The sequence below is a fragment of the Ruegeria lacuscaerulensis genome (assembly GCF_013033355.1).
GTDB classification, from domain to species: Bacteria; Pseudomonadota; Alphaproteobacteria; order Rhodobacterales; family Rhodobacteraceae; genus Ruegeria; species Ruegeria lacuscaerulensis_A.
The window spans coordinates 1-21548 of record NZ_WQDY01000008.1; the positions used below are offsets into that span (position 1 = coordinate 1).

Below are 21548 nucleotides of genomic sequence, written 5' to 3' on the forward strand. Positions count from 1 at the left end.
TCTTCAATGAAATCAATGTTGGGAATGCAGCGTTATGAGCGCACCTACAGTCGGTCCCGGAAATTACAAAGTCCTGTTACGAATGTCCGCTTCTCTAATTGGGCGTTTGGGTCAAGCTCGTTTTCCTTCTTTGGTCGGGATCATTGTCTCTCATCCGGGTCACGCTTCTCTTCGCAGTCTGGGTGATGCCGGGTGGGGCATCGCTGCACGCATGTGTCGGATTGGTTGTGGAGAACCTGGCTTGGGGACGCGCTTCTCGTTGCGCAGCAGACATTTTCGGCTTCATCCACGAACCTCGTCCGGTGAGGACGATCCCGCTCGGTTTTGGTGTTTGGCTTTAGGTCATGCCATGCCCTCCACCTTTTCTGAACGGAACTCGGTGCCATCTGCCCACATGCGGTGGAGCAGAACGGCCAGTTTGCGTGCAACGGCGACGCCCGCACGGCGACGCCCCTTGGTTCGCATCAATCGCATCCCCCATGACTTGTTCTGCGATCCGGCCATGGTTCGCATCAGCAAGGCGTTGGCAGCAGCATAGAGAGTTGCCCTCACGTCTCGATCCCAGGCTTTGGATATTCGACCGGGATTATCTTGCTCACCGGATTGGTATCTTCGGGGCGTCAAGCCAAAGTGTGCGGCCACGGTGCGAGACCGTTTGAAGCGCGTGGGATCATCGACGGCAGCCTTGAAGGTCAATGCCGTAATCGGGCCTACACCGGGGACCGTCATCAGGCGCATGCACACTTCATCCTGGCGGGCCGCACGTTTGACCCGTCGGTCCAGTTCCAGACAGTGCTGATAAAGAGCCAATCGGGTGTCGAGCAGTGGCAGCAAGGCATGGGCCAACACCTCGTCTATCTCGACCATCGGCCGAACCGTTTGGTCAAAGCTGCCGTGCTGCACCGTTTTGGGCAGACGGATACCGAAGATCTTCAAAAGACCGCGCACCTCGTTGGCCAGATCAATGGTCTTGCTCAGCAAGGCTTTCCGCGTGCTCAGAAGCGCCCGAACCCCGTGCGCCTCTCGGCTCTTGATATGAATGGGGCTGAACCAACCCGTCCGCAGGATCTGGGCAATTCCACGAGCATCGTTCCGATCCGTCTTGTTACGCATCGCCGATAGGGCGGCACTCACCTGGCGCGCTTCCATGCAGACAACTTCAAACCCTTCTGCCTTCAAACCGTAGTAGAGATGCTGGCTTAACGTACCGGATTCAAAGCCAACGCGCGCAATCGGAAAGCGAAGCGCAGTCAGATATCCAGCTATCTCCTCAATCTCACGAGGCAGTTCTCGCTCATGCAGAACCGCGCCCTTGCTGTCGACAACACAGATCGCGCAGGACCGCAGTGAAACATCCAAGCCCGCAAAAAACTCCATTCGAAATCTCCCATGTACACTGATCTCCTGTGATCATATTGGGAGCTCGACCTCTGATCAGGGTCAGCCCAATTACGCATGCTTTGGGCTGACTGCGGTCCTTTGGAGAAAAAAATGCGGATGGCAGCAGTGTCCCGCAAAACGGTTCCTCATGCCGAGTGTATCGAATGTCTGCCTTGAGCCCAAAGCAGTCGGGAGATCTCTGTTACTTTGGCGTCGACAAGCGGTCATGGCTTTTTGGATGGCTATCCAACTTGTCCTCACACTAGACAAATCTCTTCACCCGTAGGAACCTGTCGCCAATCAGAAAACAGGGAGACGCTTTGATGAAACTGCTTTCCGGCACAGCTCTGGCCTTGATTGTCTCTGCGACGACGGCACACGCCGCGGGCCATGGGGCCTGCGCGGCGGACAAGACCCTTGTAGAAGGAACTCTGACCATCGCCACAGGCAACCCAGCCTACTATCCGTGGGTAATGGACGACGCGCCCGAAAACGGCGAGGGGTTCGAAGCTGCGGTAGCCTATGCCATCGCTGATAAAATGGGATTCAGTTCGGACAATGTCACTTGGGTACGCACGAGCTTTGATGAAGCGATACAACCGGGTGCAAAGAACTTTGACTTTAACATCCAGCAGTACTCAATTACCCCCGAACGGGAGGAAATGATTGATTTCAGTCTGCCATACTACAGCTCTGCCATGGCGGTGTTGACAACCCAAAATGTGGTCGATGCTGGGGCCGAGGCGACGCTGGATAGTCTCAAGGGATTGAATTGGGGGGCCGTGGCCACCACCACTGCGCTTCCAATTCTCAACGATGTGATTCAGCCAGCAAGTGACCCGTTACTTTATAACGACAATGCCGACGTGAATGCTGCAATCATGGCCGGTCAGATCGACGCTGCTCTTTATGATTTACCCACAGCACTCTATCTGTCGGCAGTGGTTGTAGAAGGCGGTGTGCTGCTGGGCCAATTCCCGCCGGAGCAATCAGATAGCCCCGACCAATTCGGCCTTCTGATGGAAGAGGGCAACCCGCTTAAGGAGTGTGTCGACGCTGCTATCTCGGAACTGACCGAAAGCGGTGAACTTGCCGCGATCGAGACCCAGTGGCTGGCAGAGGCCACAGGTGTTCCGGTCATTGAATAAATGGACGAAACATCGGTGCAGAACAGACCGGCCAAGCGGTCTGCCGCAGCGCCAACGCGCCGCGAGGTCTATGAAGCCGGAGTGCGTCGACGCTCGAACCGCATCGCGCTGATCTCTACCATTAGCGTGGTGCTGGCCATTGTCGTTCTAGTTCCGCTCTCACCCGGTTGGGATGCTGTGCAGCGTGCCTTCTTCAATGGCCGTGTCTTTGTAGCGACGTTTCCTGGGCTGCTTGATGCATTTCTGTTGAACGTGATGATTTTTGCGTGGTCGGCCCCGCTCATCGCAATCACCGGCCTCGCTATCGCACTCTGCAGGGACACCCGTGCACCCGCGCTTTTTCCACTTCGCCTGTTTGGGATTGCCTACACAGACATCTTTCGTGGCCTGCCGGTGGTTCTTGTCATCTACATCATCGGGTTCGGCGTGCCCGGGCTGGGCCTGCCAAGGCCTTGGAACAGCCCCTATATCTGGGGGACCTTGGCGCTGGTATTGGTCTACTCAGCCTATGTCGCTGAGGTTATTCGCTCTGGCATCGACTCGATCCACCAGTCGCAGCGTTCCGCCGCCGTCTCATTGGGTCTGAGCGATCAAGACACAATGCGCTTTGTTGTGTTGCCGCAAGCCATTCGAAACGTGGTGCCCGCCAATATGAACTTGTTCATCGCCTTGCAGAAGGATGTGGCACTTTTGTCTTTCATCGGTCCGGTAGAGATTTTCCGTCAGGCCGGAGTCTACAAGTCACTTTACGCGAACTTTACGCCTTATGTAGGCGCGGCACTCATCTTCCTGGCGCTGACCGTTCCCGCGACGCGATATGCGGATTACTTGATGAACAAGCAGAACCGGGCACGCAGATGAAGCCGAAGTTGTCGTTACGGGGTATCCGCAAGCGGTTCGATGATCACGAAGTTTGCAAGGGCATTGATCTCGATGTGGCCGAGGGCGAGATGGTGTGTCTGATCGGCGCTTCGGGCTCGGGCAAGTCCACCCTTTTGCGTTGCATGAATCTGCTGGAACCTATCGATGATGGGACGATCTGGCTGGATGGGAGGGACATATCCGAGCCGGGCTTAGACCCACAGCCAGTGCGCCAAGAGATCGGCATTGTCTTCCAAAGCTACAACCTCTTTCCGCACATGACTGCGGCAGAGAACGTCATGCTCGCCCCGCGCCGCGTGCGAGGCCTGAGCCGAGAGGATTTGCGCCCCAGGGTAGCTCAGCTTTTCTCACGCTTTGGGCTTAGCGACCGGATGGAGCATTATCCCGACCAACTGTCAGGTGGGCAACAGCAACGCGTGGCGATCATCCGAGCGCTGGCAATGGACCCTCAGATCATGCTCTTTGACGAGATCACAAGCGCACTTGATCCTGAACTGGTGGGCGAGGTTCTCGACGTATTACGTGATCTGCGGCAGCAGGGTATGACGATGGTGCTTGCCACGCATGAGATGGGCTTTGCCCGGGAACTGGCAGATAAGGTGTGTTTTCTTGATGCAGGCCGAATCTTGGAGCAGGGGCCACCCGAGGAGCTCTTCGCCTCACCGCAAGAAGCGCGCACCAAGGCATTCCTTGCGCGCGTACTCTGACGTTTCTTTTAGTTCCTGAATATATGGCAAAACTATCTGCAGGAACTTTCTTCCTTGATGTGGCAGTTTCAGCCACCAACGGTGCGGCAACCACAGCGGTGGAGTGTAGCAACGCCGGAGGGTTGGTCAACAAATCCACCAATATGTGTCTATGAGAGCGGTAGAAATTCTGAAGGCGATTGCACCAAGAGAAACAAATGCGAGGCGGACCGATTTGTTCGGGTAGCCTGCACCAAATAAGTTTGAGGGGTTGCTCCAGCGAATCCAAGAAATCTTGAAAAAATTCATTCGTGCATCGTAGGCAGCACAGATGTTCGCCTTGAGCAAGTGTTGCAACTCCAAAAAATTGGCTTCGGGCAAATACTGATGGCAGCTAAGTCCGCAGAACGGTCATTCGTCGCAACTCTGTTCAATGTCTGCTTCGCGGGACTTTGCAGACATCCGCAGTATTGCTTCAAAGGACCGCAGTCAGCCCAAAGCGGACCTTCAAAACCGAGTTTGCAATGTCCGAGAGGCGAACAAGTTCGTTCATCCGCATTTAGCGCTGCAATACCTGCAACCGGCCCGGCCGGGCATTTTCGGCTAAAAAGTCCATTCGAACAAACCTTAAAGCAGTTTGTTAATTGGGTTTTGAAACTAATACGCTGGTTTCTGGGTTTAGGTCATCATTCGGATCCGTGAAAATGCCAGCGGGAAAGGAAACCGAGATGGATCGATCCTTTGTATCAAGGCAGAGCATGTGGTTATTGTCCCCGTCACCCAGATCGGCAAGCGCCGCGGGAGTTACTATGCGTTGAGATCCATCCTCGGCCTCTACGATGATCCTGTACAGATCACGTTCCGCATCGCCAGGTTCCTTGCCGTTCGCCAGCGTGACGCCACCCGCCCAAGTTACCCGAATGGCCTGTACGATGTTGTCACTTGGACAAAGGCTTCCTCTGGTTCGGCGTGGCCCCAAGTTTCCGACCAAAGTCCAATCTTCAACAACCTCGGCAAAGATCATTGACGGCCCGTCTTCCAGCGGAGTCACGGCTACAGTGGCACCTCGAAAATCAAGTGTTCCATCGATGGAATGAAGGTGTCCAATAACCTCGACTTGAACCGGTGGATCCTCGGAAGCGTTCCCAAAATCCCCGATGAGAAGCACCGTGCGCAATTCACCGGGATCGGTGGCAGGCAATACTGATGCGCAATGCATTGTTCCGATCTGGCCTGATTTTGTTACGACTCTGAAGTCGCCAGCTTGCAAAGTTTCCAGATCTACCTCGGCAGAAAAAACAACAGGCATCCCATCTTTGCCCCTAGAACCTCTGCAAATGAGATTTGCTACTCGGGGCAACGCCTCGAGCCCGTGGAACGCAGAAAGCAACTCGGCATCTTGTCCTCCAGCTGAACTCGGCAATCCGAGGTTTGGGGTTGTGTCTTCAAGTTCTCGACTTGAAACGTCCTGCGCGCGCACAGCCGTTCCCGACAGGGCAATCGCAGTGGCAAGTGCAAGCAATCTGATCGCTTGGCTCCATTTCCTAAACTGCTTAAGCAATAGGGTATTTCTCCACTTTTGGTCCTCAGCGCTGTGGGCTTTCGAGCTGTTACGTGTTGGAATTCAAGAAAAACACGCAAACAAGTTTTGTCGAACTTGCCGCTATGCGCTTGCTAACAACGCATCGGAAAGCTCGTAATCCGAAAGAGCTCCGGGTGCGCCTATTGCAACAAGCCTTGTTTCGGGTTTTCGGTGGCCCCATGCGCCATCCCTTGCGATGTCCATGCGTTTTCCGACTACCTGTACAAGAATGCGATGATCCGGATCCTCCTCGCTAAAAACAAAGCCCTTGAGGCGATAAACGTCGCCGGGAAGCTTTCGAATTGCACTCCGAAGAGAAGACAAGCTTATCGGGCTTTCAGCTTTCATCATAGTTGTTGAGAAGCTGTCCGAATGATCAGAGTGGTGGCAACCACAATCCGGTCCATGCTCGTGATGATCGGGTACTTCTGTTTCTAGCTGTTCGGCGGCGAAGCGACCAACGGAAAGAAGTATATCCAGTGGGACGTCTGCGTTGACAGCTTCGACCAGACGATATCGACGGAAGCGAGACCCGAGCCAATCGTGCACCCTTTGAACGGCCGCCCTGTCGACGAGGTCGACCTTGTTCAAAATAACCATGTCCGAGAACGCGATCTGACGGAGCTTCAGTTCCATTTGTTCTGGCGCAGAAAAGAGCTGTTCCGCATCGACCAGGCACATGAGGCTGTCTAACCGGATCATGTCCCGAAACTTTTGATCGGTGAATGTCATTGCAATTGATGACGGGTCCGACACTCCGCTTGCTTCAAGGACGATGTATTCCGGTTTCTCAGGCCGGGCGAGAACAGCCTCTACCGTTTCGATCAGGTCATCTCGGATCGAGCAGCACACGCAGCCATTTGCCAAACTCATCACATCATCTTCGAGACCGACGACCAAGTCGGCGTCTACGTTTATTGATCCAAAGTCATTCACCAGAACCGCAACCCGCAACCCGTGATTGCCGGTCAGGATGCGGTTCAAAAGCGTTGTCTTACCGGCTCCGAGAAAGCCGGTAAGGATCGTTACAGGGATTGCGGATGACGACCCAAATTCGATCATGTCGTTACTCCGCCTTCTTCTTGCGGTTTGGAATGACGTCATCGACCTTGATCACGAAATCGCTGGGCCACTCGGGATCGGGAGCGCGGAATACGTCAGCTGGATAGTATTCTTTAGGATCGATCTCCATGTCCCGGTATTTCTGGTCTTGCTGTTCGGCACGTGACGACCGCGGCGCAGGCGGCTTGATTTCATCCGGCAACGTGATCTTGCCTTCTGCTTCCATTTTACCCAGTTCGCGGAAGGGCGCGACCGAACCAGATTTTCCGGGAAGCGTCGCCTTCCGATACCAGATTGCATCCTTGGTTACGTTGACGACGGCGACGTCCAACCCCCAGGCGAACAGCCCATCATAATGGGCTCGGATTCCTGCCAGCATTTCGGCATCGATATCCTCGTCTTGCGTATAGTGGGTCACCATTGCAAGCCGTGGGCGCGCCTCGGCCATCATCTTACCAACAGCGTAGTGAGAGGTATGGTGCGTATCGATTGTATAGTTGAACAGCTCTTGCGGCAGACCGTACTTGTAGGTCATCAACTGACCGATATCCTGTCCGGACATTTCGGTCACAAACACATCGACGCCTTTCCCGTATTCAAGACTCAGTTCATCGGGGCGGCCGTCGCCGGTCCAAACAAAGCTCAGTCCGTTCCAATCCAGCCGATACCCGACTGCACCGTCTTTGGCGTGGCTACGAGGCCAGGACCGAACAGTCACGCCATCTTGGTCATAAACAATGCCGCCTTCTTGGCGGAAATCGAATTCGTTAACTTCGATCTCGTAGCCGTCCCCAATCGGGAACACATCGAAGGCCTCAAGATGCCATTTGAGCATCTGCTGCATGCCTTTCACCATTCCGGCTGTACCAAGCTCTGGCGTCCGACCAGAGGGGCCGTGAATGCGCAGCGGCGTGTAGCCACCAGACCAAGCCCGAAACGGGTAGATGTAAGGGATGTCGGCATAGTGATCGACATGCAGGTGCGTAATGAATATGTCGTTGATCAACTGACCAGGAACTTGCATCCCGATAATGTTGCGGACGCAGCCCGAGCCGAAGTCGAAGAAAAACCTCTTTCCGTTACCCAGTTCGACCATGATACAGGTGCCAGCCTGATCTTCGCGAGGCGGAAATGGGGTGGAACCACAGAACGATATCCGCATTTCGTCGGGCCCGAGGTCCTCGGACAGCGGGAAATAGTTCGCATTCGAACCTGTCATGTATTTAGTAGGGCGGAAATACTCTGGCAGAGTGATGCCCCCGGCAGGCCGACCGCCGTAAGGGTTCTTTAGGCTTTCGCCCAGTGGTCCATCACCGGGGTGCGCCTGTGCAGTTCCTGTACCGTAGCTTATGGCGCCGGTTGCGACCGCACCTGCTGCCAGTCCCTGCATAACGTGTCGCCGGGCGGGGTTTTCGATGTCGTCAGATTTCTGGATTTGTTCGTGCTTAAGTTCTTTGCCGTTGTCTTCTTTTGTCATGGCTGTGCCCTTAGTTGGAAATGCTACGAAGGTTGCGCTTCACCATCCGGCGAAGCTCGTTCACGAGTTCGGATCTGATGTGGGCCCATTCCGCGCGCTCTGAGGCTGTGATCGATGTGTCATCCAACAGCGCAGTAACTTTCTTTAGGTCTTCAATTGCCTCGCTGAGCAACGCATCCGTTCCGATACGCCCTGAAAGCGCATCGGAAAGTTCTGGAAGATCGTCACTCAGTTCCCAAGTCACTGGATAATCCCCGGTTCCCACTATCTATTCTCACATCAAGATGAGTGCGGTTGACGACATGCGCCAAGTGAGTCACCGTGAGTTGGGGGTGAGTTTGCTTTGAACCAAGCTAATGAATTGCCGATAGATCAAGATGTTGCACCGCCATCGCCGGAGCTTGTCCGACAGGCACTTCAGAGCGTTGTTTCCAGCGTCGCGTTCCAAGCTTCGCCTCGACTTCAGCAGTTTCTTTCTTACGTGGTCGAAGAAACTCTTGCCGGTCGTGGTGCTCAGATTCGTGGCAAAGCAATCGCGGTCGAAGTCTACGGTCGGAGTATTGATGGCACTGGTGGTCGAAACCTTGTCCGCGTCGAAGCCAGACGGCTGCGACGACTGCTAAATGAGTTTTATGAAGATCAATGGGACGGTCAGGGAGTTCGAATTTTTGTTGATTCCGGCGGATACAAGCCACGGTTTTCGCAAGGAAGTACGACAAGAAGCGACAACTCAAATGCTCAGGACAGCGAATTGCTTGGCGGGCATCGACGTCTACAGCAAGTGCTGCCACTTGGGCTGGGTTGCTTGGCGTTGATTGTGGTGACAGGCTTTTGGTTCACTCGGGATAACAAGGTGGTCTTGCCCACAACTCAATCCATCGAACAGGCTGAGCGAACTGCTCTTGGCGAGCAGTCTTTGACAAGGCTTCAAGCGGCTAATCTTGCGGATCAGGCCCGAGGAATGTTTTTTCCTGTTTTTGACGTCAAACGCCAGCAAATAGCACTGGGAATGTTTCAGCATGCCGCGGAGCTCGACCCCGCACTCTCGGACGGTTATGCCGGATCGGCACAGGTCCTGGCGACTTTGGCCATGCTGTCCCCTGATAATGCACAGAGAGATGACCTCTTTAGCCAAGCTTCCGAGATGTCGAGAAAAGCGCTTGATCTATCTCCCACTGATGCGTGGGCAAACGGTGCAAATGGTTGGGTATTGGTCATCCAAAACAAACCAGTCGAAGCTATGAAATACGCAAGAATGTCGGTCGAGCTTGCGCCGAATGATGGTCATATTCTGGATCTTGTCGGCATCACCGCCATCATGGCGGGTGCCCCAAAACTTGCGGCTGAGGTTAGCGATCCAGAAAGATCAAGGTCAGGATCGGGCCGCTTTGGCGCGCGAAACATCTGGGGTGTATCGCAACTGATGCTCGGGAAATACGAAAAGGTAGTAGACGCCTTTAAAGGAGCGCCCGCAGCCGGTGCGCCTGTGAGTGCTCCTTCTCTCCTGTTCCAAGCCGTTGCGCAGGATCAGTTGGGACATGCCGAAGAAGCTCAGCGACTTATCACCGAAATGCGCAAAACGTGGCCGGAGTTTCCATCTGAGTTTCTCGCCGGCAGGATTTTCCAGAATGATGACGCAACGCGGCAAGCGATAGTGGATACTCTGATCAGATACTGATGAAACGCGTCGCATGGTTGTCGACGCAAAGTCTGCTTTCTACGCATTGCTATCATTGGGCAACGCGCAGCACCGGCCAAAGTGGGCTCTCAGCAGACCTTAGCCGCAACGTCAATGAATGGCTGCAATCGTTATTGGGTCAGAAATGCTTGACGTTTGGGTCAGAATTGAATGACGTGATTTCCCCATTTATTGGGTTTTTGTGCGTCGATTGAGTCAGAAATTAGTGACGCTCCATAGTGATTTGTCAGGCGACACATATTTCTGCCACAAGCGACAGAACCTTACCATTTTCGCCTCACTTCCTTTATCCAGCACCTTACCCCTGATGGCCAGAGGCGTTTGGCTCGTCCAAATCCAGCTGGCCCTAAAAAAGTGCGGCGGAGCAGGCTGCGCCGTTACTTTTTCCGCCACAACACGTTGCTTTTCAAAAGTATCGTAGGCAATGTCCAAAACGGGGGCGGTCGGACGACAAAAAGTGACGACAACCTCATGAATCCTACGAAAAGACATCAATGATGCACCCAAGAGCACAGCAACGGCACAGTCCACCGGCAAGCGGTGCAAAGCTCCGGCGGTTCGAGGCTGGCGCGTTTGCCGAGTTCATGGTGCAGGCGGCGGGCATGCATCAGGACCTGACCATCCGTCCTGGAGACATGGACAAAGGTCCAGAGAAGCTGAGGAACTGCGCAAGACCATCAATGAATTGATCCGAACAGACAAGACACTGCAGAAGCTGATCCATTGATTGGGCAGGGGTTGGTAACCGACACAAAGTAGTCATTCGACAGAACTAGTCGGATGTCTGCACCGAGCCCACTTTGACCGATGCCGAGCGATGCCCCAATCGCAGCAGTGCGCAGAAAGCTGACTTTGCAATGTCTTGGGTACAGGTCGTAACAGAAGTCTATTTTCTAAGTATTCCGCGCCTAGCCGTCTTCAACCCAACCGTTTCTTGAATCTTAGAGTGGCCGCCAACAATCCGAATACCGCAAATCCGATCATCCAGAGAATGGCCCAGCGCAACTCGTAGAGTGAGGCGTCACGAAGGACCACGCCGCGGATCATGTCCATGAAATGGGTTGCCGGCAGGATCTGAGCAATCACCTGGACGGGTTTTGGCATGCCGTCGAAAGGGAACATGAAACCCGACATAAGGATCGAGGGAAGTAGGACGAAGATGGTCATCTGCATCGACTGCAATTGATTCTGCGCAAGTGTAGAGATCACCAGTCCAAGTGACAGGCTGGCAATGATGAACAGCAATGTCACCACCAGCAAAACGCCCAGCCCGCCATTGATCGGAACGTCGAACAGGAAGTGGCCAAGGCCAAGGATAATTGCGACCTGTATCAAACCCAGAAAGATGTAGGGGACGATTTTGCCAATCATCAGTTCGATCGATTTGATCGGGGTGTTGATAAGCATCTCCATATTGCCGCGCTCGCGCTCGCGGACAATGGCGGCCGAGGTGAACAGGATCATCGTCATAGTCAGTATGACTCCAACAAGGCCCGGCACGATATTCACCGCCGATCGCTGTTCAGGGTTGAAGTAGAGCGTGACTTCGAACGTGGGTACTTGCCGGTTTGGAGGCTGTTTCAGCAATTCGGTTAAGGGCATCGTTCGCAGAGATTTAATTGCGCTGGCGACCATCGTGTCTGAGCCATCTACGATCCAATGGGCTACAGGCCGGCTGCTGGTCTGAACCGTTGCGTTGGGCAGGCTCAGCCCTAAGGACGGGCTGCGGGCAAGGCGTTGGCTGACGTCTTGAGGTATGATCAGCGCGGCACGTACGCGGGATTCGGTGATCGCGCGCTCGGCTTCTTGAGGGGTGGTCAGTTCTTCGGTGATGGTGACGACCTGCGTGGCCTGAACGATTTGCGCCAGCGTGCGAGACAGCTCGGTTCTGGATTCATCTACCAGCGCGACAGGCACGTGACGCAGGTTAGTGTTGATCGCGTAGCCAAACAACAGCAGTTGGATTAGCGGGATCATGATGACCATGGCGAAAGTCATCCGGTCCCGCCGCAGTTGCAACAGTTCTTTCTTTAGCACGGCGACTATGCGGCGCGCAGAGATCACGGTTCTTGCTCCCGTGTTGCACTGACGAAGACGTCTTCCAGATTTGGGCGTTGCGGCGTAAGCGACAGGTCCGAAAACCCAGAAAGCTGCTTTTGCAGCATTTCCGCAGGCTGAGTCTCGGACTTGTCGACAAGCACACGCAGCCGCGAACCCACTTGTGCTGTCGAAAGCACCTTGGGCTTGCCGTCCAACGCGTGTTTGACCTTTCGCAGGTCGGGACCCTCAACTTCGACAACATCGGCCTGTAAATCATCCATCAACTGACGCGGAGACCCGTCTGCCTTTTTGACGCCATGCTGCAGGATTGCCAGCCGGTGGCAACGCTCTGCCTCGTCCATGAAATGAGTGGATACAATCATGGTCGCGCCCTGATCGACCAGATCGAACAGTTGCTCCCAGAAGGTGCGGCGGGTTTCGGGATCAACGGCCGAGGTCGGTTCGTCCAGAAACAGCAGTTTCGGTCGGTGCATCACAGTGGCCGCAAGCGCCAGCTTTTGTCGTTGTCCGCCGCTCATGCTGCCACTGAGCTGATGGACGTTCGTCGTCAGGTCGTAGGTATGTAGCAGCTCGTCGATCCGGCTTGCGGCCGATTTCGCTGGAATGCCATAGATTTCCGCTGCGAAGCGGAGGTTTTCCAGCACTGTCAGGTCGCGGTAATACGAGAAAATTTGGGTCATATAGCCGATCTCGTTCTTAAGCGGCTCTGCTGCCTCGGGCATCGACCTACCCAATACCGAGATCGCCCCACGACTGGGGGTCAGCAAGCCGGTCAGCATCCGCATGGTCGTGGTCTTGCCGCAGCCATTGGGGCCGAGAAACCCGTAAATCTGGCCGGTTCTGATCTCAAGGTCCAGATTGTTGACTGCGGTGTTTTCCCCAAACCGACGGGTCAAACCCTGCGTTGAGACGACGACATCGTTCATGGCATGGGAACCTGCACTGGCACACCGGCGGGCAGGTCCGGTGTTGCAGTGGGCAGGTCAATCTCGGCCAAATAGACAAGCCGGGTTCGGTCATCCTGGTTCAATCCGTAATATGGCGTGAAAGACGCGTCGTCGCTTATCCAGCGGATAACGCCGTCCAACGGATCGGCTAGCCCGTCAACGCGCACTTCCAGCGTGTCGCCGGGTTTCAGATTGACGCGATGCGGCTCCGGAACATAGACGCGCGCGTAAGGCGTCTGGCCCGTGACAATCACGGCCACCGGGCTACCGGATGTTACGCGTTCGCCCAAATTCCACGGCAGGGAATCCAGCACGCCGTCGCGGGTAGCTGTAACCATCAAGTCGTCCAAAACGGTTTGCTCGGCGGAAACCATCGCTTCGGCGGCCCGTACGTTGGCTTCGGCAACCGCAAGGTCTTCGGGGCGGGTGCCGTTCTGCAGCTCTTTCAGCGATTGCTGAGCGCTGGCCAGTTCTGCCCGCGCAGAATCGCGCAGGGCCAGATCATTTGCCACCTGCGCTTCGGTCACGACCGAGTTCTCGACCAGTCTGGCGTTTCGGTCATAAATGGCTTCGGCATCGGCAAGGCGTGCAACAGCGCCCGCGACTTTAGCTTCGGCTATCGCAATCTCCTCCTCACGCGGCCCCACCTGCAGTTTCAGAAGCGTGGCCTGCGCCTTTTCCAGCTCAGCCTGCGCCAGTGCCAGCTTTGCGCTTTGCAGGGTGGGGTCAAGCTGAACCAGCGTGTCGCCTGCCTTGACCACAGTTCCCTCTGCAACCGGTAATTCGACGACGACTTCGCTGGCCGTCGCGGTCAAGGCCACCCGGTCGCGCGCCAATACACCCAAAGCAACGCTGGTATCGGACCCGGAGCACCGGTCCAGAAAGGCGGGCAGTACAGCCGCCAGTATCAAGGGTATCGGGATCATCAGATTCAACAGTGTTTCCCTCCGGTGCTTGGCCTTTGAACGCGCTGGATAATTGTCAAAGCATACAATCAGGAAATCCGATTTATGTATACGGTTCAACCGCTACACGTCGCAGCACTGGTTTATGTGGGCAGTCGTGCCAACCACTCCTCCAGTTTTTCTCCGATCAGATGGGGGTTATCCTCCTGCAGGAAATGAATACCTTTCCCGATATCCACCACTTCCAGATTCTGGATGGTCTGACGGCACCATTCGACCTCTTTAAGCCCGATGGTGCCTCCGGGCGTGGCGTGGAACATCAGCATCGGGGTTTCTGTGTCACCCAGCCAGCGGCTATAGGCGCTGACGATCTCATGAACGTCAGAAGGCGTACCATCGATCGGAATTTCGCAAGGCCACGCACGAACCGGCTTGCGGCTGCGCGCTGTGGGAAAAGGCGCACGATACTGCGACATTTCTTGCGGTGTCAGATCACGCACGATGGCACTTGGCAGAATTTTTTCGACGAACATATTCAGCCCCGAGATCATCAGCCACCCAAGACCGGGCGTCCGCATCATGCGAAACCCGGCGCGGAAATCTGGCGGAAATCCGGCCCAGGTCATTGGACGCACGACACCTTCCATGAAGGCAATGCCGCGTATGTTGTCAGGATGCCGGTGCGCATGATGGAACCCCAATGCGGAGCCCCAATCATGAATGACGAGCGTCACGTCCTTCAGCCTCAACGCCTTGATGAACCCGTCAACGTAGGGAACGTGGTCGATAAAGCGGTAGGGTATATCCGGCTTATCCGACTTGCCCATACCGATCAGATCCATTGCGATAGCGCGGTTCTGCCGGGCGGCATAGAGGATGATGTTGCGCCAAAGATAGGATGAGGTCGGATTGCCGTGCAGAAATAGAACGGGCGCGCCTTCGCCTTCGTCGACATAGTGGATGCGCTGCCCATCCACCTCGACATACTTCGATTCAAACGGGAAGTGGGGTGAGATCTCTTGTTCAGTATTCATTGAGCCGCCCTTTCAGCATTGTGCGTTTCTTCGACCAAACCCAGCGCCTCGTCATACCATGCGGGGCGGGACGCCCAGCCGACAATCGCTTTAGCGGGTTGGGACGGCGGGCGTGACAGGCTGCCAAGGGGACAGCCAGGAATTTGCCGTTCCGAGTCTCGAATGGCAGCGTCGTCCCGCAGTTTCGGCAAAACACCCGACGAACTTGGGAATTGGGCACATCGAAAGATGTAAATTGCTCTTGGCCTTCCAGCCATTCGAGCCGGTCGGGCGAGTTGAACGCCTTCGCAACATGGGCCGAGCCCGAGGCCTTCTTGCAAAAGTTGCAATAGCAGAGTTTGAAGGCGACCATGTCGTCCTGCACTCGATAGCGCACTGCGCCGCAGACACATTGCCCCTCGATCTTGTTCTGGTGAACCGTCGAAGTGCTCATCCTAGCTACGATACGCAAAATACGCGCCGACAGATGTGGTGAATGTCAGGCCCATGCTGATGATAGCGATGACACAGCCGATGACCGCGGTGGCCGGGATCGAGACCAAAAAATCAACAGCAATCGCCGAGCGGACACCGACCATACTGCGTCTGATGATCGACGCGACAATGCAGGCGAACGTCACCATGTACCCCAGCATCGTATAGAGCATCAGGCTGGCGGCCTGTGGGCCGACCAGCTCTCCGACCTGCAGGCCGTAGAACTTGAAGGCGGCGAAGAAGCCAAAGGCCAGCAGGATTTTCAGCGCGTTCAGGATGAAGATCACGCGCAAAGTGACGGGCTTTGTGGCCCCGGTTGTCGGGTCAATGGCGGTCATGACAGGTCTCCGTTTCAGCTGGGTCGCACGGTATTTGCCGCCGCGCGCCTACGATGCTATCCATGTGGATAGGAAAAAATTACTATCCATGCGGATAGAAAAGGCAAGGAGAAATCTGTGGCGCGCAAACGCAAGACGGATCACGACAGTGCGGTGGCAGGGGCGCTGGACCTGTTCTGGCGGCGTGGATACCACGGTGCCAGCACGCGGGAGCTTGAGCAGGAGACGGGGCTGACCCGGTTCACGCTTCAAACCACCTATGGTGGGAAGGAGAAGTTTTTCCTAAAGACTCTTGATACTTATCTGGACAATGCCGAGGCCCGACATTTCCCTGATCCCGAAACCTATTCGCTGGATGATCTGGCTGGTTGGTTCCGGGGCATCGCGTCAACCCAGCGGATGCCAAAGATTGAGGATGCCGGGTGTCTTGCCTTTAATTCGATCAGTTCATTCGATCGCTCTGACCCAGAGGTCAACGCGCGAATCGAGCGGTACCTGACCGCACTGGAGGGACGGTTCGCGACGATACTGAGGCGAGCAAAGGCTGACGGGGCCATCCGTTCCGAGGTCGATCCGGATGAGGCCGCACGGGTGCTGATCGGTCTTTTGCTGGGCCTTCATACGATCATGAAAGCTCGAACCTCGGATCAGTTTCCGCGGAGCTACGCCGAGGCGGCGGTCGGTCTGATTGAAGGATGGAAAAACCAGTAAGTTATCCAACGTACAGGCGCGCCTAACCTCTTGTGGCGTAAGAACTGCGCGCCTGCAGCGAATTTCTGGATGGTGGACTGCCCCTGCTGTATTCTGGTTGGCTGTTGAGTGACCGCGATGGTGAAGCCGTAGTGCCGCGCGCGCAACTTGCTCAACGGCAGGTTTGGGCCGTCATCACAAATCCTAACGAACTGACTTATCCGCAGCTTTGCCCCGCGCTGCGGTAATTGATGCACTACACAGCAAAAGACTGTTTCGAGCCCAACGCGGACCAGCACCAAAATCCATAATTTTCTCGCACCGGCGATAGCTTCAAGCGTCGGTCAATTTTACCATAGTAGCAGGCTTGCTTTTTGCGCCTCGAAACCTTTTGGCGTCGGAAAAAGCGAGCGCATCCTGGCAACAAGTTCAATCTCGCCATCCAGCATCTTATGGACTGTGTCTAACCAGTTGTTGAAAGTTTCAGAGTCCCAATAATCCTGAACTGCAGCTTCGTTCCTGAACACTTCGTAGAAATAGAAACGATTTGGATTTGCCTCATCCACCATAATTTGAAGCTGGAAAACTTCGGGTTCTTCACTGACAACATTTTGCGCTTGGAAGATGCTGGCCTCCAAAAAGGACTGCCGAAACTCGGGCTTTACGTTGATCACGAAGAATCCGCCAAACATTGCATCGTCCATATTTGTCTCCCTCATTGACCTAAAAGCAGCGAAGGTCGCAAAACACACCTGTCCTGCAGAATGGCGTTAACCTACAGCACTGCGATACCCATGAACCTAAGCGGGTATCCTTTCTTTATCTGCTTCACCCCATCCTAGCGCGCGTGCAAGTTCGTGTGACATTGTGGTAAGTGTATGCCCAATCTTTTCTCGCTTCGAAGGTGTAAACACCCGAAGAGACGCCGTAGCGCCGATTGAAAGCGTTGCACCAACACCTGTCTTAGTCAGCGTTGTTGCGACAGAACTGATCCCGCGCTCGAGCTCTTCAACACATTCGGCATACCCTTTTGCTCGAATGACATCGAGTTCCGCGGCCAGATCCTTAGGGTCTGTAATCGTGTGATCTGTGTACCGCTTAAGCTGCCCATCCAATCGGTCTTGAGACAGCAGCTCAGGCGACACGGCGGCGATTGCCTTGGCGCAAGAGCACGCGTGCATTGGTCGTTTGCCCATACCTGGATGAAGAAAAGACACGCCCGTCTGCGGTGTCTCCACATGAATAATCTCAACCCAATGGCCCCGTAGCCGAGACAAGAAAAACGCAGCGCCGTAGTCATTCGCGGCACCAGAGAGGACAGGCGCAATCACTTGCAAAAGAGCGGGATCAGAGTGATCGCTCAACGTGATACGCTTTAGCCTAATCCCAATCGCGAACTCACCGCGGGTTGGTGATTCAAGGAGGCCAGACAAAACAAGGTCTTGTACCAGCCTGTAGGCCGTCGGTTTAGGTATATCGGACTGGGCGCAGATATCCGCTACGGACGCACGTCCTTTTTGGCCCACGATTTCCAAAATCAGCGCTAATCGTTCGAGATGCATTTTTCTCACTTTATGATAACTAAATTTTCGATATACGATACATTTTAGGGAATCAAGGGAGGAGCACTCGATGGATGGACAATGCTGTGGGCCGGGCTTCAAGAGTCCGCAAGAAGCCATCAAAGCCCCCCGAGAAAAACTACTCTACACGATCGCCATCTACACTGGGACAGGGATCCAGAAACCTGATTACCTTGCTACAGTGGATGTCAACCCTGACAGCCCGACCTATTCCCAGGTAATCCATAGGCTGGAAATGCCAGAGATTGGGGACGAGCTTCACCACATGGGGTGGAACGCCTGTTCGTCCTGTCACGACGACGGCTCAATGTCCCGCAAATACCTGATCTTGCCGGGCGTACGCTCTAACAACCTTCACATCGTTGATACAGCCACTGACCCGCGTGCGCCGCGGTTGCATAAGGTCATCGATGGGGCCGAGATCAAGGCCAAGGCAGATCTATCGGGCCCGCATACGGTGCACTGTTTGGGCTCGGAAATCATCATTTCCTTCCTTGGAAATGCCAAGGGTGAGGCTCCTGGAGGCTATCTGCATCTCGACAAAGAGTTCAACATCGTCGGTCGCTGGGAAACCTCGATGGGCGATATCAAGTTTGGCTACGATTTCTGGTACCAACCGCGCCACAACGTGATGGTCAGTTCCGAATGGGCTGCGCCCAATACCTTCATGCCAGGCTTCGATCTGGAAGAAGTGGGCCATCTGAAATATGGGCGGGAGCTGCATTTTTGGGATTTTGAAAAGCGCGAACCGGTCGAAAGCTTCTATTTGGGTGAAGACGGACTGTTGCCACTGGAAGTCAAGTTCCACCATGACCCCGACAGCACGCATGGGTTCTGTGGCGCAGCTCTTTCGACCAATGTGATCCATTGGTGGCAAGACGATGGTAAAAAGTGGCGGTGGGAAAAGATCATCGACGTGGAAAACGAGATGCACCCCGAATGGCCGATCCCGTTGCCGGGGGTTATGTCGGCGATCCTGATCTCGATGGACGACAAATATTTGTACCTGAACAATTGGCTGCATGGAGATATGCGCCAGTATGACATCACCGACCCGCATAATCCCAAGCTGACCGGCCAAGTGTTTATGGGGGGCCTTTTGGGTAAAGCTCCGATCGTTAACGGGGTTGAGGTAGCGGGTGGTCCGCAAATGTTCCAGCTCTCTCTCGACGGGCGAAGGCTTTATGTCACGACCTCGCTGTTCTCGACTTGGGATAACCAGTTCTATCCCGAGATCCGCGAAAAGGGTGGGGTTATGGTGATGATCGATTGCGACCCTGAAAACGGCGGTATGAAGATCAACGAGGATTTCATTGTGAACTTTGGCAAAGAACCGAATGGTCCATCGCGCTGTCACGAGAGCCGGTATCCAGGCGGTGATTGCACAAGCGACATCTGGCTATGACTATGTATACCGTGACGATCGCGAACAGAGATGGCGCGCAATACTGTGTGGATGCGCGGCGTCCACTTCTGGAAACGCTGAGAGAACAGGGCGTGGACTTGCCTTTTGGGTGCAAGTATGGCGGCTGCATTACCTGCGCGGCAAAACTACAGACTGGCGCGATCGATCAACGCCGACAGGTTGCGCTGAATAATCGGCAAATCGCGAACGGCTATGTGATCCTTTGCGTGGCGCGTCCGACATCCGACATCACGCTTGAGATCGGGGTCGAGAGCCATGACAAGCTGTACCGCAATCCGTTTCTCGACCCTCTCAAACCCCACGAACTCAAGGCTGACATTGCGACGCCGAAGGAAGGTTAACCGATGCCCGAAGCAGATATCGACCGCATCTACGATTACGACCCCAAATACCTCGCAGACATCCTGCAGTCGGTTAAAACCATTGCAATGGTGGGGGCTAGCGCAGACAAAACGAAATTCAGCTATGGCGTTCTGCGACAGCTGAGTGAAATCGGCTATGATATTCTACCGGTGAATCCTAACCCGAATGTTTCGGAAATTAGAGGGCTCAAGGTCTACCACTCGCTGGAAGAGATCGACAAACATGTTGATATGGTAGACGTTTTTCGCCCGAAGGAAGAGTTTTATGCCTTTGCCGAGAAGGCTATCGCAATCGGGGCAAAAGTTCTTTGGGGTCAAATCGGTGTGTACGACGACAAAGCAGCGCAACTCGCCGAAGCGGCGGGCCTTAAAGTCGTGATGAACCGATGCCCCAAGATTGAACTCTTCCGCCCGTTTTGGAAGCCGCGCCTGGACCTAAAGATATGATGGAAATTCGATTGGTAGCGACCTCCTCAGCATCCAATAAGGGTGCCAATTGAGATATTGTGCTTTCGGAAGAGAAGACACGTAATCCTGCCCGCTTTACGAAAACCGCATACTCTAAACCCAAGAACGGCCGTTTTGTTTATGGAACCAACGGCCACCTTGTCCGCGAACCGGGTATTCAGGCTACGTCCCAGCGCCGCGCAACGGCGAACGGCAGCTTTGTCCGCAGAGTAGTCATTCAAAGAAGTAGCAGCCAACTTTCGCTTTGCGAACAAAGTGGTGGTTCAGACTCAGCCGCGAGAAAACCTCCGCACACATATGGCAAACTGGCTCGATGCCGTGATCAGAACCTGACCCTAAACACCAGCCCAACCAACGGCGCAGTGTCATAGCTTTGCCGACTGATTTCTGCTCCATTCGCATCATCTAAAGTCAGGCGGCCATCAAATTCTGCGCCCGCAAATACGCTCAATGAAACTCCAGGATTCGGATTGTACCGAAGAGAAAGAACTACAGGGATACTCTTATCTTCACCCACCCCATCCGGGGCGAGGCCATCCCCATCCAACCTGAAACGAATTCTCTCTGATCGTGCGGTTAACGAAAGGTCGATAGCCTCATTTAGAGCGTAGCTCAGCGACAACCCGGGACCTTGCGTTGCTCCGACACCAGAGCCAGTGTTCAAATTCCAGCGTTCATTTATGTCCCAGTCGATAAGCAGAGCCGGAAAAAAATCAGTACCGCTTTCGTCTAATTCGGAAAACGCACCAAAGGCTGGGCCTATCGTTAGGCGCTCGTTCAGTTGCCATGCAATACCTGCAAAAACACCGTAGGTTCTACCGTCAGATGAAGAGGCCCCGCTTTGGTAGTCCCACCTGATCTGTGGCGAAACAAAAACCGTTGTTGTATCCCCCACACGAAACCGGACAGGAACAGCTACGCGAAGGTCCCGGATGTTTTCCCAAGGCTGGTTGTTAGATTGGCTGAAATTGTAATCCAGCTTGCCAAAGCTGGTGGAAAGCCCAACGCTGCTTCCGCCTTCTAGTTTGTAAAGTGCGGTAGTACGTAGAAACGCTCGACTTGCAGAGAACTTGCCGCCGCCACTCAAATCCGCATCCCCTTGAAACGCGGCAAGCCCATCAACCTGATACGCCCAGCCTAACTGAGGCTGGGCGGCCGACGGAAGCGAAGTGAACCCAAGAAAAACAAATCCAAAGCAGCACGTTAGAAGAAGGTTTTTCATCTGACATTTTCCACGTGAGACTGGTTTCCTTTTGGGATGCCATTGCTGGACGAGCGGTTCAAGTCCTATACCCGCACAATCATCTGGGTGCTTGCGCTTTATGATGAATGGGCAGTGTGATC

22 protein-coding genes are annotated in these 21548 nt (G+C 54.6%); 8 read left to right on the forward strand and 14 right to left on the reverse strand.

All coding sequences use genetic code 11. The features are described from left to right. Positions 1–342: 342 nt before the first annotated feature. Positions 343–1377, reverse strand: a complete 1035-nt coding sequence (locus GOW48_RS14225; protein WP_170754779.1) for an IS110 family RNA-guided transposase — start codon at positions 1375–1377, stop codon at positions 343–345. Positions 1378–1703: 326 nt separating this feature from the next. Between GOW48_RS14225 and GOW48_RS14230 the strand changes: the two genes are divergently transcribed. From GOW48_RS14230 to GOW48_RS14240, 3 genes are read left to right on the forward strand one after another with little or no spacing between them, the layout of a single operon-like run. Then, complete coding sequence (locus GOW48_RS14230; protein ID WP_414478918.1) at positions 1704–2528, forward strand: ABC transporter substrate-binding protein; 825 nt, start codon at positions 1704–1706, stop codon at positions 2526–2528. Further along, positions 2529–3389 carry an amino acid ABC transporter permease gene (locus tag GOW48_RS14235; protein ID WP_170754784.1) on the forward strand — a complete coding sequence of 287 codons (861 nt, stop codon included), beginning with the start codon at positions 2529–2531 and terminating at the stop codon, positions 3387–3389. Continuing rightward, positions 3386–4117 (forward strand): amino acid ABC transporter ATP-binding protein, encoded by a 732-nt coding sequence (locus GOW48_RS14240; protein ID WP_170355770.1) that lies wholly within the window; start codon positions 3386–3388, stop codon positions 4115–4117. Before GOW48_RS14235 ends, GOW48_RS14240 begins: the two co-directional genes overlap by 4 nt. A gap of 619 nt (positions 4118–4736) precedes the next feature. Here the strand turns inward: GOW48_RS14240 and GOW48_RS14245 are convergent. The 4 genes from GOW48_RS14245 to GOW48_RS14260 form a co-directional block, all read right to left on the reverse strand. Beyond that, on the reverse strand, positions 4737–5576 hold the full coding sequence (locus GOW48_RS14245) for a hypothetical protein (protein ID WP_170754785.1): 840 nt from the start codon (positions 5574–5576) through the stop codon (positions 4737–4739). Positions 5577–5759: 183 nt separating this feature from the next. Continuing rightward, positions 5760–6740: a CobW family GTP-binding protein gene (locus tag GOW48_RS14250; protein ID WP_170754787.1), complete on the reverse strand. Its 981-nt coding sequence runs from the start codon at positions 6738–6740 to the stop codon at positions 5760–5762. Positions 6741–6744: 4 nt separating this feature from the next. After that, positions 6745–8217: a guanitoxin biosynthesis MBL fold metallo-hydrolase GntH gene (gntH, locus tag GOW48_RS14255; RefSeq protein WP_170754789.1), complete on the reverse strand. Its 1473-nt coding sequence runs from the start codon at positions 8215–8217 to the stop codon at positions 6745–6747. 10 nt (positions 8218–8227) lie between these two features. Then, on the reverse strand, positions 8228–8461 hold the full coding sequence (locus GOW48_RS14260; RefSeq protein ID WP_170754791.1) for a hypothetical protein: 234 nt from the start codon (positions 8459–8461) through the stop codon (positions 8228–8230). 99 nt (positions 8462–8560) lie between these two features. Between GOW48_RS14260 and GOW48_RS14265 the strand changes: the two genes are divergently transcribed. Beyond that, a complete protein-coding gene (locus GOW48_RS14265; RefSeq protein WP_170754792.1) occupies positions 8561–9895 on the forward strand; it encodes a tetratricopeptide repeat protein in 1335 nt (444 codons plus the stop codon). Positions 9896–10834: 939 nt separating this feature from the next. On the opposite strand, the gene GOW48_RS14270 is transcribed toward GOW48_RS14265, so the two are convergent. From GOW48_RS14270 to GOW48_RS14295, 6 genes are all read right to left on the reverse strand, one after another. Further along, on the reverse strand, positions 10835–11980 hold the full coding sequence (locus GOW48_RS14270) for an ABC transporter permease (protein ID WP_170754794.1): 1146 nt from the start codon (positions 11978–11980) through the stop codon (positions 10835–10837). Further along, positions 11977–12903 carry an ABC transporter ATP-binding protein gene (locus GOW48_RS14275; RefSeq protein WP_170754796.1) on the reverse strand — a complete coding sequence of 309 codons (927 nt, stop codon included), beginning with the start codon at positions 12901–12903 and terminating at the stop codon, positions 11977–11979. Before GOW48_RS14275 ends, GOW48_RS14270 begins: the two co-directional genes overlap by 4 nt. Further along, a complete protein-coding gene (locus tag GOW48_RS14280; protein ID WP_234899512.1) occupies positions 12900–13850 on the reverse strand; it encodes an HlyD family secretion protein in 951 nt (316 codons plus the stop codon). The genes GOW48_RS14275 and GOW48_RS14280 overlap by 4 nt, the downstream gene beginning before the upstream one ends. Before the next feature lie 122 nt (positions 13851–13972). After that, a complete protein-coding gene (locus GOW48_RS14285; RefSeq protein WP_170754798.1) occupies positions 13973–14863 on the reverse strand; it encodes a haloalkane dehalogenase in 891 nt (296 codons plus the stop codon). After that, a complete protein-coding gene (locus GOW48_RS14290; protein WP_170754800.1) occupies positions 14853–15296 on the reverse strand; it encodes a GFA family protein in 444 nt (147 codons plus the stop codon). Before GOW48_RS14290 ends, GOW48_RS14285 begins: the two co-directional genes overlap by 11 nt. Position 15297: 1 nt before the next feature. Beyond that, positions 15298–15675 (reverse strand): hypothetical protein, encoded by a 378-nt coding sequence (locus tag GOW48_RS14295; RefSeq protein WP_170754802.1) that lies wholly within the window; start codon positions 15673–15675, stop codon positions 15298–15300. Between the two features lie 117 nt (positions 15676–15792). Between GOW48_RS14295 and GOW48_RS14300 the strand changes: the two genes are divergently transcribed. After that, positions 15793–16386, forward strand: a complete 594-nt coding sequence (locus GOW48_RS14300; RefSeq protein WP_170754804.1) for a TetR/AcrR family transcriptional regulator — start codon at positions 15793–15795, stop codon at positions 16384–16386. A gap of 329 nt (positions 16387–16715) precedes the next feature. Here the strand turns inward: GOW48_RS14300 and GOW48_RS14305 are convergent, their stop codons facing one another. Together GOW48_RS14305 and GOW48_RS14310 are read right to left on the reverse strand one after the other, a co-directional pair. Beyond that, complete coding sequence (locus GOW48_RS14305) at positions 16716–17069, reverse strand: putative quinol monooxygenase (RefSeq protein WP_170754806.1); 354 nt, start codon at positions 17067–17069, stop codon at positions 16716–16718. 96 nt (positions 17070–17165) lie between these two features. Beyond that, the gene (locus GOW48_RS14310) at positions 17166–17927 is read right to left on the reverse strand and encodes an IclR family transcriptional regulator (RefSeq protein ID WP_170754808.1); all 762 of its coding nucleotides are present in this window, start codon (positions 17925–17927) and stop codon (positions 17166–17168) included. Between the two features lie 70 nt (positions 17928–17997). Between GOW48_RS14310 and GOW48_RS14315 the strand changes: the two genes are divergently transcribed. The 3 genes from GOW48_RS14315 to GOW48_RS14325 are packed head-to-tail and all read left to right on the forward strand — an operon-like array spanning position 17998 to position 20183. Next, on the forward strand, positions 17998–19353 hold the full coding sequence (locus GOW48_RS14315) for a selenium-binding family protein (RefSeq protein ID WP_170754810.1): 1356 nt from the start codon (positions 17998–18000) through the stop codon (positions 19351–19353). Continuing rightward, positions 19350–19715 carry a 2Fe-2S iron-sulfur cluster-binding protein gene (locus tag GOW48_RS14320; protein WP_010437915.1) on the forward strand — a complete coding sequence of 122 codons (366 nt, stop codon included), beginning with the start codon at positions 19350–19352 and terminating at the stop codon, positions 19713–19715. Before GOW48_RS14315 ends, GOW48_RS14320 begins: the two co-directional genes overlap by 4 nt. Positions 19716–19718: 3 nt before the next feature. Beyond that, positions 19719–20183 (forward strand): CoA-binding protein, encoded by a 465-nt coding sequence (locus GOW48_RS14325; RefSeq protein WP_170754812.1) that lies wholly within the window; start codon positions 19719–19721, stop codon positions 20181–20183. Positions 20184–20526: 343 nt separating this feature from the next. On the opposite strand, the gene GOW48_RS14330 is transcribed toward GOW48_RS14325, so the two are convergent. Further along, a complete protein-coding gene (locus GOW48_RS14330) occupies positions 20527–21426 on the reverse strand; it encodes a hypothetical protein (RefSeq protein ID WP_170754814.1) in 900 nt (299 codons plus the stop codon). Positions 21427–21548 lie beyond the last annotated feature (122 nt).